Genomic DNA, 15,831 nt, shown 5'->3' on the forward strand with positions numbered 1-15,831 from the left:
ACATGGCAAGGAGGTGCTGACCTCCCTGCCTTTTTCTTTTGCCGCGAGCATCCGGAAGATCATCGAAACATTCGAAGATATAGATCGAGTGTCCGAAGCCTTACCCTCCGCAGTTGATCAGATATAGCCAGCTCACAGCCGATCGAACCTTTCGAATCATGTGTCGAAAGTGTTGACGCTTGACAGGGGCAGGCCAAAACTATGGGGCATGAATTCCACACCCGCACACCCCACGCGCCGCAGTGTCTGCGGCCTCCTGCTGGCCACCGGGGCCACCCTGGCGCTGCCCGGCACCGCCGAGGCGGCCACGGTCATCACCACGAACCAGACCGGTACCAACAACGGGTACTACTACTCGTTCTGGACGGACGCGCAGGGCACCGTCTCCATGACCCTGAACTCCGGCGGCAACTACAGCACTTCATGGCGCAACACCGGCAACTTCGTCGCCGGCAAGGGCTGGAGCAACGGCTCCCGCAGGACCGTGAGCTACTCGGGCAGCTTCAACCCGTCCGGCAACGCCTACCTGGCCCTCTACGGCTGGACCTCGAACCCGCTCGTGGAGTACTACGTCGTCGACAACTGGGGCACCTACCGGCCCACCGGAACGTACAAGGGCACCGTCACCAGCGACGGCGGCACGTACGACATCTACCAGACCACCCGGTACAACGCCCCGTCCGTGGAAGGCACCAAGACCTTCAACCAGTACTGGAGCGTCCGGCAGTCGAGGCGGACCGGCGGCACCATCACCACCGGCAACCACTTCGACGCGTGGGCCCGGGCCGGCATGCCGATGGGCAGCTTCAAGTACTACATGATCCTCGCGACCGAGGGTTACCAGAGCAGCGGCAGCTCGAACATCACGGTGTCCTGATGAGGGCCCGGTCGCACCTCCCGTTACTGGCCGCCGCCGCTCTGGCCGCCGCCGGCACCCTCACCGTCCCCGCCGCGGCTGCCCCCGCGCAGGCCGCCGCCTGCTCCGGATACGTCGGACTCACCTTCGACGACGGCCCGGGCAGCGGCACCACCACCCTGCTCAACTCCCTGAAGCAGTACGGCCTCAGGGCCACCATGTTCAACACGGGCCAGAACGCCGCCGCCAACCCGGCACTCGTCAGGGCCCAGGTCAGCGCAGGCATGTGGGTCGGCAACCACAGCTACACGCACCCGCATCTGACCCAGCAGAGCCAGGCCACCATCGACTCGGAGATCTCCCGCACCCAGCAGGCCGTCGCGAACGCGGGCGGCGGTACGCCCAGGCTGTTCAGGCCGCCGTACGGCGAGACCAACGCGACGGTGAAGGCCGTGGAGGCGAAGTACGGGCTGACCGAGGTCCTCTGGCAGGTCGACTCGCAGGACTGGAACAACGCCAGTACCGACGCGATCGTCGCGGCGGTCGGGCGGCTCACCAACGGGCAGGTCATCCTCATGCACGACTGGCCCGCCAACACCCGCGCGGCATCCCGCGCATCGCCCAGACACTGGCCGCCAAGGGGCTGTGCTCCGGCATGATCTCGCCCCAGACCGGCCGCGCGGTGGCGCCGGGCTGATCCACGGCCACGGCGACCCGTCTCGGCGCGGCGGTCGTCCCCCTTGGGCCGCCGCGCCGAACGCGGCTCACCGCATCACCGCGCGAGTACGGCGCTCACAGTGCTCAGTGCTTGCGCCCCACCCCGCAGTAAGCGTCCACCCCGGCCGGGCCGGGCTCCTCCGGCCGCCACTCCGTCACCCGCACCACCCCCGGCTCGACCAGCTCCAGGCCGTCGAAGAACGCGGCGATGTCAGCCACGGGGCGTACGTGGTACGGCACCGCCCCGCTGGAGTTGTACGCCTCCGACGCCGCGATCATCCCCTCACTCGTGGCGGTGCTGTCGCTGATGACCAGGTAACTGCCGGACGCCAGGCCCGACATGAGCCGCCGGACCAGGTCGACGGCCCGGTCGTGGTCGGCGACGTGGCCGAGGGTGTTGAGGATCATCAGGCCGACCGGCCGGGAGAGGTCGAGGGTGTCCGCGGCCGCCGCCAGGACGGACTCGGGGTCGTACAGGTCGGCGTCCAGGTAGGCCGTCCTGCCCTCGGGTGCGCTGGTGAGCAGGGCGTTCGCGTGGGCCAGCACAATGGGGTCGTTGTCGACGTAGACGATCCGGGCGTCCGGGGCGACGTGCTGGGCGACCTCGTGCGTGTTGTCGGCGGTGGGCAGGCCGGTGCCGACGTCCAGGAACTGCCGTACGCCCTGCTCCCCGGCGAGATGGCGGACCGCGCGGCCCAGGAACCGCCGGCTGGTGACCGCCACGTCGACGAGGCCGGGGAAGATCTCCTTGATGTGGTCGCCGATCTCCCGGTCGACCTCGTAGTTGTCCTTGCCGCCGACGAAGTAGTTCCAGAAGCGGGCGGAGTGCGGCTTGCTGGTGTCGACCGGGGTGTGCGGCACGGCAACTCCTGCGGACGAGGGGCGGGGCCCCGTTCGGCTGTGAATGCTGCAATTCCCCCCGCGGGGCGCGGTGTTGACGCAATCATGGGCACCGTCGGGGCGAGCACGTCCCACTGAATGCCAACGAAACGTCAACGCACAAGATCCAAACGGTACTTGACGCGTTTTCGACGCACCTCCCGGAGGGAACCGCAGCCATGGCCACACCCCTGTCCGCCGCGAAGATGCTCGCCGCCCTGAAGGCCGAGGGCCTCACCGTGCACGAGCACGCCGGCTGGAAGACCCACAACCGCGACGCGGCGTCCGGGAAGTCCTTCGGTCCCGTCATCGGGGTGCTGATCCACCACACCGGCGGGCACAACGACAAGGAGCTCTGCTACAAGGGCAGATCCGACCTGCCGGGGCCGCTGTGCCACGCCTGGCTCGGCAAGACCGCCGGGCTGTGGATGATCGGCAACGGCCGTACCAACCACGCAGGTTACGCCGACATCGATGTCCTGAACGCGCTCCGCGAGGAGAAGCCGCTCCCCCACGACGACGTGGCCAGGGCCGACGGCAACGACTGTCTGTACGGCCTGGAGATCGAGAACCTCGGCAAGGGCGGGGACCCCTACCCGAACGCGCAGTACCGGCAGGCCGTGCTGTGGGCGGCGGCGATCTGCCGGGCGCACGGCTGGAGCGAGAAGTCCGTCGCCGGGCACAAGGAGTGCCAGCCGGGGAAGATCGACCCGAGCTTCGACATGGACGATTTCCGGGCCGCCGTGAAGAAGCAACTGGCGGCGGGGCCCGGCAAGCCGGAGGCGACGAAGCCGGCGGGCAAGCCCCGCGTGGACCTGTCCCGGCTGGTCAAGGCCGCCAAGACCGATCCGGGGGCCAAGCAGGGCCACGTCAGCTACATGGCCGGCACCAACCTCACCGAGGCCGCCCTCGTCGAACTCGGCTATCTCTCCCGGAGCTACGCGGGCGACGGCTCCTTCGGCACCACCACCGTCGCCGCCTACGCCAAGTGGCAGCGCCACCTGGGCTACAGCGGCGCCGACGCCAACGGCATCCCGGGCAAGGTCTCGCTGGCGAGGCTGGGCGAGAAGACGGGACTGTTCACGGTCGTGGCCTGACCACCGGTCCGCCGCCGACCCGCCACCGGGCTCCGAGTTGCGGGTCGGCACCGTCCCTGCGCTACTGGCTGTATCCACCGAGCAGTCGCGGGGTCCTCTCTACAGGGAGAGGAGGCACATGATGGCCAAGCGTCTGGTGATCTGCTGCGACGGGACATGGAATCTCGCCGACCAGCCGAGCAAGACCAATGTCGCCAAGGTGGCCCTGGCCGTACGGCGACGCTCCGCTGTCGGAACGGAACAGCGGGTGTACTACCACAGCGGGGTCGGCACGAACCGGCGGGAACGGCTGCGGGGCGGGGCGTTCGGGGTGGGGCTCTCGCGCAACGTGCTCGACGCCTACCGCTTCCTGATCCACACCTACGAACCCGGGGACACGCTGCACCTGTTCGGGTTCAGCCGGGGCGCGTTCACCGCGCGCAGTCTGGCGGGGCTGGTGCACAACTGCGGCATCCTGCGCCCGGAACAGGCCTACCGGATCGACGAGGCATGGGCGCTGTACCGCAGCCGCGTCGACAAACCGACCAGTGTGGCCGCGACGCTGTTCCGCAGGGCGTACGCGTACGAGACGGAGATCCGTTTCGTGGGCGTCTGGGACACGGTCGGCTCCCTGGGCATCCCGGTTCCGGCGCCCTCGTTCCTGCAGCCGCTCGTCGACCGCTTCAACCACCGCTGGGCCTTCCACGACACCACCCTCAGCACATCGGTGAACGGCGCCTTCCAGGCCCTGGCCGTGGACGAGGAACGCTCGGCGTTCCCGCCGACGCTGTGGCGGCAGGACGAAGACGCCGCCGAAGGCCAGGAGTTGAGACAGGTCTGGTTCGCCGGTGTGCACACCGCCGTCGGGGGTGGCGAGAAGGACTCGGGCCTGTCCGACATCACCCTCCTGTGGATGGTCCGGCAGGCCGCCCGGTACGACCTGGAGTTCGACCCCCGGGTCCTCAGCGCGCAGGGGCCGGACACCATGGACCCGGACGAGTGCGTCGACTTCGCCGTCCAGCCGAACCCGACGGGCCCGTGGGATCCCTCCCGGAAAGGGTTCTACCGGCTCTTCAAGCCGCTGCACCGCCCCATGGGACAGGAGAAGGACGAGCAGGGCCGCCTCGTCGGCCACGAGTACCTGGCCGACTCGGTCCTGCTGCGCCGCAAGGACGACGCCGACTACCGCCCGCCGGCGCTCGAGAGCTACCTGAAGGAGTTCGGGGAGCAGCACGTCGAGGCGGTCCCCCTCACCGCCGCCGAAGGCGCGGTCGCCACTCCGTAGGGTCCGGCGACCGCGCCCGGGGCCTCGCGCTCCCCACCGCCCTTCACCCGGTGCCGTTCGCCTCCGCGGCGGTCGGTGCACCCGCCGGCCCCCGCGCGTCGTCGCCCGGGGCACCCGGCTGTCGTTCCTCGCGCCTCTCCAGCGCGAAGAGCGTCAGGGTCACCGCGACCGACGCGGTCGCCATCAGTGTCATCGCCGTGGGCGGGGAGGTCAGTTGGGCCAGGGTGCCGGCGAGGACGGCGCTGATGCCCTGGAGGGCGACCATGCCGGTGGTGTGCAGGCCGAGGGCCTGGCCCGCGAGCTGGTCGGGGGTGAGGGACATCAGGCGTTCCTGGAGGACCAGGCTCGCGGCGAACCCGACGGAGGCGACGGTGGCGGCCACGACCGACAACGGCACTGACGGCCGTAGGACGAAGAACAGGTAGGGCGCCGCCAGCAGCAGGCGCAGCGGGGTGGCGAGACGGGGGCGCAGCGCGGGCGGCACCAGGCGGCCGACCGCCAGGTCGCCCACGAACATGCCCAGCGCCCCGCACGCGTACATCGTGCCTGCGGCCGCGGGGGCGTAGGAGACGTAGAGCGAATCGCTGCCGACCACCAGGCCGTTGGGGACCCACAGGCCCAGGTACGCCAGGCGGCGGGGGCGGGAGGACCACAGGAGGGCGTTGGTGCGCCAGGTCGCGGAGAAGGACGGACGGCCGGCCGAGCGCGGCGGGCGGGGCGTGAGGCCGACGTGATTGACGAGGGCCGACGCCGCGTAGAAAGCCGCCGCGAGGAGCAGACAGACGCGGGGCGCCAGCAGGGCCAGCAGCGCGCCGCCGGTCGCGAAGCCGGTCACCTGCACCAGGCCCCAGAGCATGTTGAACACCGAACGGCCGAGGACGTAGCCGTCCTTGGGCAGGATCTCGTTCATCAGTCCGCCGCGCACTCCCCCGCCGAGCGACGCGACCAGGCCCTGCAGGAGCAGGACGACGAAGACCGCCCAGACCGGCAGACCGGGCAGCGCCAGCACCGCCGTACCCGCCGCGAAGGCGAGGGAGATCACGGTCAGGATCGCGCGTGGGGGCAGGCGGTCGGCGCCGGAGAGCAGGAACGCGGCTCCCAGTAACTGCGCCAGCTGCGGTCCGAACATGCTCACCGCCGACAGGAGCGGGGAGCCGGTGGCCCGGTAGACCAGCGTGGCCAGGGCCAGGCCGCCGATCGTCTGGGCGGCGGCGTAGCCGGCGAAGGAGAGGAGGAAGGGGGTGTATTCGGGGGTGCGGAAGAGGGTGCGGTAGCTGCGCATGCGGGGGAGTCTCGGAGCGGTCGGCGGCTGACGGTTAGTGTTTCGCGCGGTCGCGAAACCAAGGGGGGTCCATGGGCTGGTGGCAGGTCAACGCGGACACCCTCGTCCGCAGCCGGTTCGTGGTCTGCCCCTTCACCGAGACCTTCGCGACCCTGCGGCTGCTGCACACGGGCGCCGCCGCCCACCCGGGCGAGGAGGCCTGGCTCCGCACCCACCTGTCCGGCTACCGCGCGCGCCTCGCGGCCGACCCGGTGACCGCGCTGCTGGTGCGCTCGGCGATGGGCACGTCCTGGATCGCCGACTTCCTCGCGCCGCTGCCGCGCGACGGCACGCCCCTGGAGGTGACGCTCGCGCGGATCCGGGCGACCGACCCGGCCGAGGCCCGCGCGAACGTCCGGGTCTCCCTGCGCGGCCCGCTGCCCGCCGACCTGGAGCGGGACGACCTCCCGGAGCGGGCCGCCGCGCTCCTCGACTACGTCTGGACGCGGACCGTACGGCCGTACTGGGACCGTCGGCGGCGGATCCTGGAGGCGGACGTGGTCGCCCGGACCGCGCAGGTGAGCCGGGGCGGCTGGGCGGCCGTCATCGACTCCCTGACCCCGGGCCAGACCCGCTGGCTCGGCGACAACCGGCTCCAGGTGAACCGGCACGAGCGTCCGCCCCGCGAGATCTCCGGCGCCGAACTCGTCTTCGTCCCGGTCACCCCGGGCCGCGGCTGGGCGACGTGGGAGGAGCCGCGTCGGTACGCCATCGTCTACGGCTGCGCGGGCGCCCTCGCCGATCCGGGCGCCCGGAGCGTGCCCGCGAGCCTCGGCACGCTGCTCGGCGCCGCACGGGCCCGGGTGCTGGTCCTCCTGGACTCCCCCCTGAGCACGAGCCAGCTCGTCGCCGTGACCGGGCAGGGGCTGGGCTCGGTGGGACGGCATCTGCGGGTGCTGCTGGACGCGGGCCTGGTGGAGCGGCGGCGGGCCGGGCGGTCGGTGCTGTACGCGCGGACGGCGGCCGGGGAGGTGCTCGTGGAGGCGTCGGGGGCCGGAACCGGCGATTCACTGAGCGGAGTTAGCATCCGGTCATGACGACTACAGATGGTTCCTCTCCCCTGGACGTCGAGATCGGTGCCCTCACGGGCGGTTCCGCCGACCTCGGCCGGTACGCCGGCAAGGCCGTCCTCATCGTGAACGTGGCTTCCAAGTGCGGGCTCACCCCGCAGTACAACGGCCTGGAGAAGCTCCAGGAGCGCTACGCGGAGCGGGGCTTCACCGTGCTCGGCGTGCCCTGCAACCAGTTCCTGGGGCAGGAGCCCGGCAGCGCCGAGGAGATCGCGGAGTTCTGCTCGGCGACGTACGGGGTGACCTTCCCGCTGACCGAGAAGGTCGAGGTGAACGGCGAGGGGCGGCACGCGCTCTACGACCGTCTGGTGGGCTTCGCCGACGCGGAGGGGCACACCGGGGACATCCGCTGGAACTTCGAGAAGTTCCTGATCGGCCGGGACGGGTCGGTCGTGGCGAGGTTCTCCCCGCAGACGGAGCCGGAGTCGGACGAGGTCGTCACCGCCGTGGAGGGTGCGCTGGCGTAGGCGGCTGCGGGTCCGTCGGGCTGGTCGCCCAGCCCCCATCGAGCCGCACCCGACGCACACCCCCGGCCCCAGCGCCGCAGGCACACGCCGAGCCCCCTCGGCAAGGACGGCGATCTGGTCGAGAGGGCTCTGTGGTGGTGCTTGTGCTGTTGTCGTGAGCAGTTGTGATGTGCAGTTGTGGATGAACGGGACGGGGATCAGACCGGTCCGCCCCTCACACCTTGACCGAGGCCACGAAGGCGCTCCACGCCTCGGCGGGGAAGGCCAGCTTGGGGCCCTCGGGGATCTTCGTGTCGCCGAGTTCGAGTGCTTCCTCTTCGGTCGACCTCACCATCAGGCACGCCCCGTTGGCGTTGGTGTAGGTGGAGGTCGTCCATGTGTCCAGGTTGCCCAGACGAATTGCCATATTCGCTCCGTAGCCAGATGTGCAGAGTTCGGATCACGCCAACCTTCACTGATCGTTGGCGTGATCGACGCTACTCGCCGACTTCCTCTTTCGGAGCAGCCATTCACTCTTCTGGCGGCATATTCCAAAGGACTCTTCCAGGCGGCCGGGGCTGGGGTGTACTATCCGGCCCGCCCAGTACGGAAGCGGTTCAACGGGTGTATTCCCGGGCGTACTCCTTGGCGATGTCCTCGATCAGCTGACGCGACTGGTCGACGTTGAGCGCCTGCGCCCTCAAGTGCTCGTACATCACGGTGTACTTCTGCACGTCGTGCGCCTTCTCCAGGTACAGGTCGCTGGTGACGCCCTCGATGTAGACGACGCTGGAATCGGCCGCGTCCGAGAACTCCAGAATGGAGTACTGGCCGCTGAGCCCCGGGTGCGCGCCGACGTCGAACGGCAGTACCTGCACGGTGATATGGGGCTGCTGGGACATCTCGACGAGGTACTCCAACTGCTCGCGCATCACCTGCCGGCTGCCGACGACCCGGCGCAGGGCCGCCTCGTCCAGGACCACCCACAGCCGCAGCGGATCACGCTCGGCCGCGACCCGGCTCTGCCGCCGCAGCCGCACCTCGACCCGCTTGTCGTTCTCCGTCTCCGTCGCCTCGGGCGCGCCGCCGCGCACGATGGCCTCGGCGTACGGCCGGGTCTGCAACAGGCCGGTGATGATCTGGGGTTCGTACACCCGCAGCGACTCGGCGTCGGTCTCCAGACCGATGTAGACGCTGTACGGGATGTCCCCGAAGGCATGCCACCAGCCCTGCTGCCGCGAGTCCTTGGCCATCTGCATCAGGGAGTCGACGATGCGCTGGTCCTCGACCTCGTACACCCCGCACAGGTCGCGGACATCGCGCTGGCTGATGCTGCGCCGGCCGTTCTCCAGCCGGCTGATCTTCGACTGCGACACGAGCAGCCGCTCCGCCACCTCTTCGGCCGTCATGCCCTTGAGCTCGCGGAGCCTGCGCAGCTCCTGGCCCAGCCGGCGCCGCCTGACGGTGGGATTGACATTGGACGCCACGGGACGTGCACCTCCGGCTGCGTGCCTCGTTCTTGACTTTGCGTATCTGCTGTTGAGCAGACTGCCACCAAGGTGCGTATTACCGCTGGGAAACGGTGTATATGCGCTGCGTACACGTCAGTCGAGGGTCGCTGGGCCGACCGTGCCCGGACATGCGGCCGCGCGGGGTGGCGGAACCCGGCGACGCCCGATGTGCGGACGTACGGTTCCGTCGCCCCGCGCGGACCAGCGGCTCCCGAACCGGTCTTTGGGGACTGACGGTGCGGCGGCTGAGTGGTGCGGGTCGTGCTGTCGGCGGTGCGTGCCGTGGAACTGCGGCTCAGTGAGCCACGGCGCGCGCCATCGGTCCTCGGCGCGGTTGCATCGGAACGCCGCGAGCGGGTTCCGGTGCGGGCCTGGCTCCCGGGGCGGCCTGGCGGCCGGCGGGTGCCGGGCTACGACGTGGCTGTGCGGCCACACCGTTCTGGACGTCCATCACGGCGTGCGCGACGAGACCGCCCATCGGGTCGTGCCTGATGAGGTCCCGCAGCCGGGACCTCGAGGACCGTCCCTCGTTGCCCGGATACAGGTGCTTGCCGAGGCCGACCGCGTGTGCCAGGGCGGCGAGCGCGGCGGTCCGCGGGTCCGGCGGTACACCGGTGCGGATCGCCGAGTCCAGTCGGGACTTGATCTCCCGGCTGATCTCGTTGTCCGTCGCCTGATAGCGAGTCGTCGGCAGCACTCCGCACATCTGACCCGCCACGGCATGAACCATGCCGCACCGCTCCAGATGCGAGAGGTAAGTCTGGCGGAGCCCCAGTCGCGGCCCGCCGATCCAGTTCACTGCCCGCACGGGAGCGCCACGCCTTCGCAGCAACTCCAACGCGCAGTCCAAAGTCGGATCTCCAGTCGGCCGTGGGGCTACCACGGCGATACGATCCCCGTCTGGGGCTATCCGTCCGGCCAGCGCCAGCTCCACTAGCTGCGCTCCGGCCAGACCGAGGTCGAGCGACTGCGGCTGCGCGGTGGTACCCGTGGTCGGGTCCAACGCCAGCAGCAGAAGCTCCTCCGGAAGTGTTCTGCGGCTCCTGCCCATCCATGCCTCCCCGCGTGGATGACAGACAGGGTGACCCCTCTCACATTGGTCTGTCGAGGGTGCGTGACCTCTTTGTAGTGGAACCGGTAGGTATGTCGTTCTCGTCTACCGCTTGGGACAGCGCCACACACAGGACACTGGTACATGGTTCGGACAGCGGGGTGTGGCGGCTGCCCGGGCGGCGATTCAACGGTTCGGCAGGCGCAGGGTGACGGATACCGATCACCCGCGGCACATGGAGGAGGCATCGGTGGCGGGCGAGTCCCCCGACAGGTCGAAGCAGCGCGAGTCGTCGGCAGAACCGACGTCGGGGAGCGCGAGTACGGTTCCCGAGGCGAGGAGTTCCGCCCGCGATCCCCGGCTCGCGGTGGCGCGGGAGTCCATCTCCCTCGGCGGCGTCGACACGGCCACGAGGGTCTTCTCGGTACGTGACCTCCCGGAGACCCCCGAGAAGCCCGCCGAGAGCCCCACAGACGCCGGAACGGGCGGATCCGACACGGGGAAGCCCGACGACGCCCCCTCGGCCGCGGAGAAGCGCCCTGAGGACGCCGACGGGGCAGAGGGCCCGGAGGACTCGGCCACGGCCGAGAGCCCCGGCGACTCCGAAACGGCGGAAGACGCGGACGCCACGGACACGACCGACGACCCGGACGATTCCGGTACGGCCGAGAGCTCCGGCGACTCCGGCGACTCCGGCACAGCGGGAGACCCGGACGCCACGGACTCGACCGAGGAACCGGACGATTCGGCCTCGGCCGGGAGTTCCAGCGACTCCGGCGCGCCCGACGCGCGGCTGCGGGACGCGGTGGCGGCGTGGGTTCGCACAGGGGACGAGAAGACCGGGCCCGACGGCAGCTCCAGCAAGGCGGAGGCCGCGAAGAAACCCGAGGGCAAGGGCGCCGAGCCCGCCGGCGAGGTCTCCGAGGACGAGTCCGCCTCTGACACGGGGCCGAAATCCGGCACGGACACCGACGCGGCGACCGAGACGGCCGTAGCCGACGACGAGGACCACGTCCCGGACACCGGCGACTCGAACCCCCCAGGGGCGCGGGGAACTGCGGGACCCGCCCCCACCGACCCGCACACGGACGACAAGCCCGGCGGCGACGGCGAGGCCCCCGAAGACGGTGGGTCCGGTGACGCGGGCGTGAGCGACAAGGCACCCGTCGACCAGCCCACCGCCGTCTTCAAGGCACCCCGGCCCCCCGTGGACCAGCCCACCACCATGCTGAAGCTCGGCAAGGCGGCGGAGGCAGCGACGGCGGCGGCAGCTGAGCCCAAGGATGCCGGCGCCCCCCGCAAGCCGGAGACCCCCGCCGAGCGGACGAGCAAGTTCGTCGCATTGAAGGCCCTCGACGAGCCGCGCGAGTCGCGGCCGAAGGCGGACGTGACCGCCGCCGTTCCCCAGGTCGGCCCGGAGCGGACCACGCAGCAGCCCCTGCCGCCGAAGCCGCCCCTCGACCTGCTCGCGGAGCTCACCAACACCCCGCCGCCCCCGCCCAGCCCCCTGCGCACCCTCGGCCGCCGGGTCAAGATCTGGACCCCGATCCTCATCCTCCTGGTCGTCGCGTTTGCGATCGCGCAGAGCCTGCGCCCGCTGCCGGGTCCCACCCTCAGCCTCACCGCCGAGGACTCCTACACCTTCGACGGCAGCAAGGCCACCCTCCCCTGGCCCGCCCAGGGTCAGGGCTGGCTGGACGTCAACGGCGTCGGCACGATGGGGAACTTCGGCAAGCAGACCCCCGTCGCGATCGGCTCCGTGGCCAAGGCCATGACCGCCTACATCGTCCTGAAGGACCACCCCCTCAAGTCCGGCGAGGAGGGCGCGAAGATCACCGTCGACGCGCTCGCCGAGAAGGAGGGCGGCTACAACAAGCAGGGCGAGTCCACCCTCAACACCGTCAAGGAGGGCGACGTCCTCACCCAGAGGCAGGCGATCGCGGCGATCATGATCCCCTCCGCCAACAACATCGCCCGGCTGCTCGCCCGCTGGGACTCCGGTTCCGAGGCGGCGTTCATCAAGAAGATGAACGACACCGCCCAGGAACTCGGCATGAAGAACACGAAGTACACCGACGCCTCGGGCCTGAAGGAGACCACCGTCTCCACCGCCGAGGACCAGGTGAAGCTCGGCAACGAGCTGGTGAAGATCCCGGCGCTGATGGAGATCACGTCCATGGGACAGTGGATCGATCCGTCCGGACAGAAGTGGTACAACTACAACTATCTGGTCCCCTACACCGGCATCGGCATCAAGACCGGCACCACCAGCGCCGCCGGCGGCAACCTCCTCTTCGCATCCCGCAAGGAGGTCGGTGGGGAGACCGTCACCGTCGTCGGCGCGATCCTCGGCCAGCACAAGGCGCCGATCATCAAGACCGTCAACGACGTCAGCAAGGTCGCGCTGCTCGCTGCCGAGGACGCCCTGACCTCGGCGAAGATCCTCAAGAAGGGTGACGTCGTCGGATACGTGGACGACGGCCTGGGCGGTCACACCCCCGTCGTGCTCACCAAGGACGTCACCGCCGTCGGCTGGGCCGGCTTCAAGGTGAAGCTGTCCTTCACCGCCGACGACGTACCGCACACCGCGAAGGCCGGCACCAAGGTCGGCAGCCTCACCGTCGGTGACGGCGAGGGCGGCGCGGTCAAGGTGCCGGTCACCCTGCAGAAGGATCTGACCGAACCGGGATTCACCGACAAGCTGACCCGCGTCGGCTGATCCCGAACCGGGACGGACACCGCACGCGGCCCACCGGCCGGACCCCGCCCGGGTTCCGGACGGCGGGCCGCGTGCTAGCGTCACGAACCGGGGCAGGTCGACGCTGGGGCGCGGCCGGGAAATGAAGACGGGACACCACGGGGAGTGCCTTCAGGTGGCCACTGCGGAGCCGACACGCGCCGACGACACCGACCCGGGCCCGGGTACCGGCCCGCGAATACGCGAGCCCGCAGAACCCGAGACCGGGAACGGCAGCCCTCCCACGGGCCTCAGGGCCAGGATCTGGACCGCTCTCCTCGCGCTGCGTGAGCGGCTGCTGCGCCACCCCGTCCTCTCCATGACCGCGCTCTCCGGCGTCCTCCACATCGTCTGGTTCTTCACGTTCGCGAACAGTGGCGGCGACCTCGCGGCGCAGGACGCGTGGGCCGAGTTCGTCGGCCGACACCCGGACTCCGCGTACAACCTGGCCTGGTACGGCGGCATGCACCCGGTGTCGTACAGCATCGTCTCGCCGTATCTGATGTCGGTCCTCGGCGTCCGTACGACGATGATGCTGGCCGGGACCGTCTCGGCCGGACTGCTGACGCTGGTCCTCATCCGCAGCCGGTCGGTGAGGAACCCCCTGTGGGCCTCGCTGGCGGGCGTGTACGCCTTCCTGTGCAACGCGGCCTCGGGCCGGGTGACCTTCGGACTCGGCACGGTGTTCGCGCTCGGCGCGGTCGCCGTCGTCTTCTGCTGGCCGCACCGCTGGCGCTACAAACGCTGGGCGAAAGCCCTCTGCGCGGCCCCGCTCGCCGCGCTCGCGACCATGGCCTCACCGGTCGCCGGCCTGTTCGTGGGCCTGGTGGCGGTCGCCCTCTTCCTGCAGAAACGGCGTCCGGGCGCCTGGGCCCTGGGCATCGCGCCCACGGCAGTCGTCGCCGTGTCCGCGTGGCTCTTCCCGTTCGCCGGCACCCAACCGATGAAGATCGCCTCGGTGCTCCTGCCGCTGGCCTACGGCCTTCTGGTCTTCCTCCTCGTCCCGCGCGAGTGGACGACGGTCCGGATCACGGCCGGGGTCTACAGCCTGTCGGTCGTCCTGGTCTGGCTGGTGAGCTCCCAGATCGGCTCCAACATCTCGCGCCTGTCGATGCTGTTCGCGGGGGTGGCCCTGGCGGCCGCGCTGCCCTTCGCGGTGCCGCGCACCCGCAAGTGGTACGCCATCGTCATCGCCTTCGCCGGCTTCACCACCTGGATCGGCTTCAAGTCCGTCGACGACGTCGTCCACACGACCCCCACGGCGTCCTGGGCACGCGAGCTGGCCCCCCTCGTCAACGAGCTCCAGGAGGTCGGCGCCGAGAAGGGCCGCGTCGAGGTCGTACCGGCCGCCTCCCACCGCGAGGCGTCCGCGCTCGCGCCGTACGTCAACCTCGCCCGGGGCTGGAACCGGCAGGCCGACATGGAGCGCAACCCGCTCTTCTACGACGACACCCTGAACTCCGCGAACTACCACGAGTGGCTCCAGCGCTGGGCCGTGCACTTCGTGGTCGTGCCGAAGGACGAGCCCGACGGGGACGGGGGCGAGCGGGAGCGGGAGCTGGTCCAGCGCGGGATGCCGTATCTGAAGCAGATCTGGGGCGACGCGAACTGGCAGCTGTTCCAGGTGACCGACCCGGCGCCGCTCGCCTCCCCGAACACGGTGGTCGACCGGGCCGCGCAGGGCGAGATGACGATGCGGGTGAAGAAGGCCGGGCGCATCCTCATCCGGATCCCCTACTCGCCCTGGCTGTCGATCGTGGACGCGAAGGGCAACAAGCTGAAGCCGCCGCAGGAGACGGACGCGTCGAAGGAGCGGGAGGACGGGGAGCCCAAGACCTTCGACAACGTCAACGGGTGCCTGATGGAGACGCCGGAGGACGCGGACGGGGACAAGTGGACGATGCTGCTCGCGCCGAAGGCGGGGACGTATCGGCTGGCTGCGCCGTACACGGTGCCGCGCGGGACGCCCTGTCCGGATGAGCTGAAGTGATCAGCGCAGTGTGATCAGCGCAGTTGATCCACGTAGGTGTCCGTGCCCGGGACTGTCGGGACGAAAGGCGCCAGCAGCTCCACGCGTCCGAGCCCTGACTCGGTGACGTTGTCCTCCAGGCGCGTGAACCAGGGGTCCCAGCACTCCCTCGGGTCCGTCTCCAGGAACCACAGCAGCGTGAGGCGCGTGTCCACCCCCTCGACCTGCTTCACGTAGGTCATGCGGTCGCCGGGGAGGGGGGTCGGGCGGAAGACGGTCACCATCGCCGTCGGGGAGCCCGTCACGCTCTTCGGCAGGTGCCGCGAGACCAGCCACTCCAGCAACTCCCCCCGCCGCTCCGGGGATTCCGAGTCGATCACCTCCAGCACCAAGCCCCGGTACGGGTGGTCCAGGGCGTGGAAGTCCCTCGGGCCCGCCGCCCCGTCGCGGTAGACCGTGGACTCGTGGTCCTGGAACGCCGTGAAGACGTGGGTGCGGTCGCGGTAGACGCGGGCGTCGCGGTTGAGGCGCTTGTTGATGGCCACCGTCCACTTCATGTGGTCGTCGTAGCGGCCGTCGGTGACCCAGTAGGTGGAGAGATAGCAGCCCGCCGTCACCGGCTGGGCCACGGCCGACTTCTCCGGGACGCGCAGCAGTTGGAGGTCACGGGTGGCCACCCAGCGGCGTCCTGCGTACATCCAGGGCATGGCCATCGCTCCCGCGATGAAGTGATCGTCCTCGTACCAGCGGTTGTAGGCGTACTCGTGGCCGGGATGCGGTTCGACCATGGTGATCAGCGCGTGGCCGGGGCGGACTCCGTAGGGCCCTACGGCGGCCAGTTCGGCGTACGTCTCGCTGTGGGTCTCTTCTGACATGGGACCTTCCCTCCTCCAGCACTCGCCCATACTCTGAC

At 70.1% G+C, this 15,831-nt stretch carries 13 protein-coding genes and 1 pseudogene; 8 read left to right on the forward strand and 6 right to left on the reverse strand.

All coding sequences use genetic code 11. The features are described 5' to 3' along the window. The first annotated feature begins 208 nt into the window (after positions 1 to 208). On the forward strand, positions 209 to 877 hold the full coding sequence (locus QF027_RS20975) for a glycoside hydrolase family 11 protein (RefSeq protein ID WP_307076241.1): 669 nt from the start codon (positions 209 to 211) through the stop codon (positions 875 to 877). Then, positions 877 to 1,547, forward strand: a pseudogene (locus QF027_RS20980) (polysaccharide deacetylase family protein); the annotation flags it as partial. The gene QF027_RS20975 and the pseudogene QF027_RS20980, both read left to right, overlap by 1 nt. Before the next feature lie 110 nt (positions 1,548 to 1,657). Here the strand turns inward: QF027_RS20980 and QF027_RS20985 are convergent. Then, a complete protein-coding gene (locus QF027_RS20985; protein WP_306980006.1) occupies positions 1,658 to 2,434 on the reverse strand; it encodes an SAM-dependent methyltransferase in 777 nt (258 codons plus the stop codon). Between the two features lie 197 nt (positions 2,435 to 2,631). Between QF027_RS20985 and QF027_RS20990 the strand changes: the two genes are divergently transcribed. Further along, positions 2,632 to 3,549 (forward strand): peptidoglycan recognition protein family protein, encoded by a 918-nt coding sequence (locus QF027_RS20990; RefSeq protein ID WP_306980003.1) that lies wholly within the window; start codon positions 2,632 to 2,634, stop codon positions 3,547 to 3,549. A gap of 118 nt (positions 3,550 to 3,667) precedes the next feature. Beyond that, the gene (locus tag QF027_RS20995) at positions 3,668 to 4,813 is read left to right on the forward strand and encodes a DUF2235 domain-containing protein (RefSeq protein WP_307076242.1); all 1,146 of its coding nucleotides are present in this window, start codon (positions 3,668 to 3,670) and stop codon (positions 4,811 to 4,813) included. Positions 4,814 to 4,856: 43 nt separating this feature from the next. On the opposite strand, the gene QF027_RS21000 is transcribed toward QF027_RS20995, so the two are convergent. Continuing rightward, positions 4,857 to 6,095, reverse strand: coding sequence for an MFS transporter (locus QF027_RS21000; RefSeq protein ID WP_307076244.1), 1,239 nt, complete (start codon positions 6,093 to 6,095; stop codon positions 4,857 to 4,859). A 71-nt stretch (positions 6,096 to 6,166) separates the two neighbouring features. Between QF027_RS21000 and QF027_RS21005 the strand changes: the two genes are divergently transcribed. Further along, a complete protein-coding gene (locus tag QF027_RS21005) occupies positions 6,167 to 7,171 on the forward strand; it encodes an ArsR/SmtB family transcription factor (RefSeq protein WP_307076246.1) in 1,005 nt (334 codons plus the stop codon). Then, the gene (locus tag QF027_RS21010; protein ID WP_307076247.1) at positions 7,168 to 7,671 is read left to right on the forward strand and encodes a glutathione peroxidase; all 504 of its coding nucleotides are present in this window, start codon (positions 7,168 to 7,170) and stop codon (positions 7,669 to 7,671) included. Before QF027_RS21005 ends, QF027_RS21010 begins: the two co-directional genes overlap by 4 nt. Before the next feature lie 214 nt (positions 7,672 to 7,885). Here the strand turns inward: QF027_RS21010 and QF027_RS21015 are convergent, their stop codons facing one another. The 3 genes from QF027_RS21015 to QF027_RS21025 form a co-directional block, all read right to left on the reverse strand. After that, entirely contained in the window at positions 7,886 to 8,077 is a 192-nt protein-coding gene (locus QF027_RS21015) for a DUF397 domain-containing protein (RefSeq protein WP_266518024.1), read from the reverse strand. Positions 8,078 to 8,267: 190 nt separating this feature from the next. After that, positions 8,268 to 9,137 carry a helix-turn-helix domain-containing protein gene (locus QF027_RS21020; RefSeq protein ID WP_306979992.1) on the reverse strand — a complete coding sequence of 290 codons (870 nt, stop codon included), beginning with the start codon at positions 9,135 to 9,137 and terminating at the stop codon, positions 8,268 to 8,270. A gap of 319 nt (positions 9,138 to 9,456) precedes the next feature. Beyond that, positions 9,457 to 10,212: a GOLPH3/VPS74 family protein gene (locus QF027_RS21025; protein ID WP_057608460.1), complete on the reverse strand. Its 756-nt coding sequence runs from the start codon at positions 10,210 to 10,212 to the stop codon at positions 9,457 to 9,459. 235 nt (positions 10,213 to 10,447) lie between these two features. Here QF027_RS21025 and QF027_RS21030 point away from each other — a divergent pair, with 235 nt between their 5' ends. After that, the gene (locus QF027_RS21030; RefSeq protein ID WP_307076249.1) at positions 10,448 to 12,931 is read left to right on the forward strand and encodes a D-alanyl-D-alanine carboxypeptidase; all 2,484 of its coding nucleotides are present in this window, start codon (positions 10,448 to 10,450) and stop codon (positions 12,929 to 12,931) included. 154 nt (positions 12,932 to 13,085) lie between these two features. Then, positions 13,086 to 14,939, forward strand: a complete 1,854-nt coding sequence (locus QF027_RS21035; RefSeq protein WP_307076251.1) for an MFS transporter — start codon at positions 13,086 to 13,088, stop codon at positions 14,937 to 14,939. A gap of 14 nt (positions 14,940 to 14,953) precedes the next feature. Here the strand turns inward: QF027_RS21035 and QF027_RS21040 are convergent, their stop codons facing one another. Further along, positions 14,954 to 15,793, reverse strand: a complete 840-nt coding sequence (locus tag QF027_RS21040; RefSeq protein ID WP_307076253.1) for a hypothetical protein — start codon at positions 15,791 to 15,793, stop codon at positions 14,954 to 14,956. Positions 15,794 to 15,831: the final 38 nt, after the last annotated feature.

Source organism: Streptomyces canus (assembly GCF_030816965.1).
Classification (GTDB): Bacteria; Actinomycetota; Actinomycetes; order Streptomycetales; family Streptomycetaceae; genus Streptomyces; species Streptomyces canus_E.

Excerpts from the sequence above, each read along its gene's own strand:
- QF027_RS21025 (WP_057608460.1), bottom strand. The coding sequence starts at position 10,212 with ATGGGCAGGAGCCGCAGAACACTTCCGGAGGAGCTTCTGCTGCTGGCG.
- QF027_RS20975 (WP_307076241.1), top strand. The coding sequence starts at position 209 with ATGAATTCCACACCCGCACACCCCACGCGCCGCAGTGTCTGCGGCCTC.
- QF027_RS21005 (WP_307076246.1), top strand. The coding sequence starts at position 6,167 with ATGGGCTGGTGGCAGGTCAACGCGGACACCCTCGTCCGCAGCCGGTTC.
- QF027_RS21000 (WP_307076244.1), bottom strand. The coding sequence starts at position 6,095 with ATGCGCAGCTACCGCACCCTCTTCCGCACCCCCGAATACACCCCCTTC.
- QF027_RS21030 (WP_307076249.1), top strand. The coding sequence starts at position 10,448 with ATGGAGGAGGCATCGGTGGCGGGCGAGTCCCCCGACAGGTCGAAGCAG.
- QF027_RS21040 (WP_307076253.1), bottom strand. The coding sequence starts at position 15,793 with ATGTCAGAAGAGACCCACAGCGAGACGTACGCCGAACTGGCCGCCGTA.
- QF027_RS21015 (WP_266518024.1), bottom strand. The coding sequence starts at position 8,077 with ATGGCAATTCGTCTGGGCAACCTGGACACATGGACGACCTCCACCTAC.
- QF027_RS20995 (WP_307076242.1), top strand. The coding sequence starts at position 3,668 with ATGATGGCCAAGCGTCTGGTGATCTGCTGCGACGGGACATGGAATCTC.
- QF027_RS21010 (WP_307076247.1), top strand. The coding sequence starts at position 7,168 with ATGACGACTACAGATGGTTCCTCTCCCCTGGACGTCGAGATCGGTGCC.
- QF027_RS20990 (WP_306980003.1), top strand. The coding sequence starts at position 2,632 with ATGGCCACACCCCTGTCCGCCGCGAAGATGCTCGCCGCCCTGAAGGCC.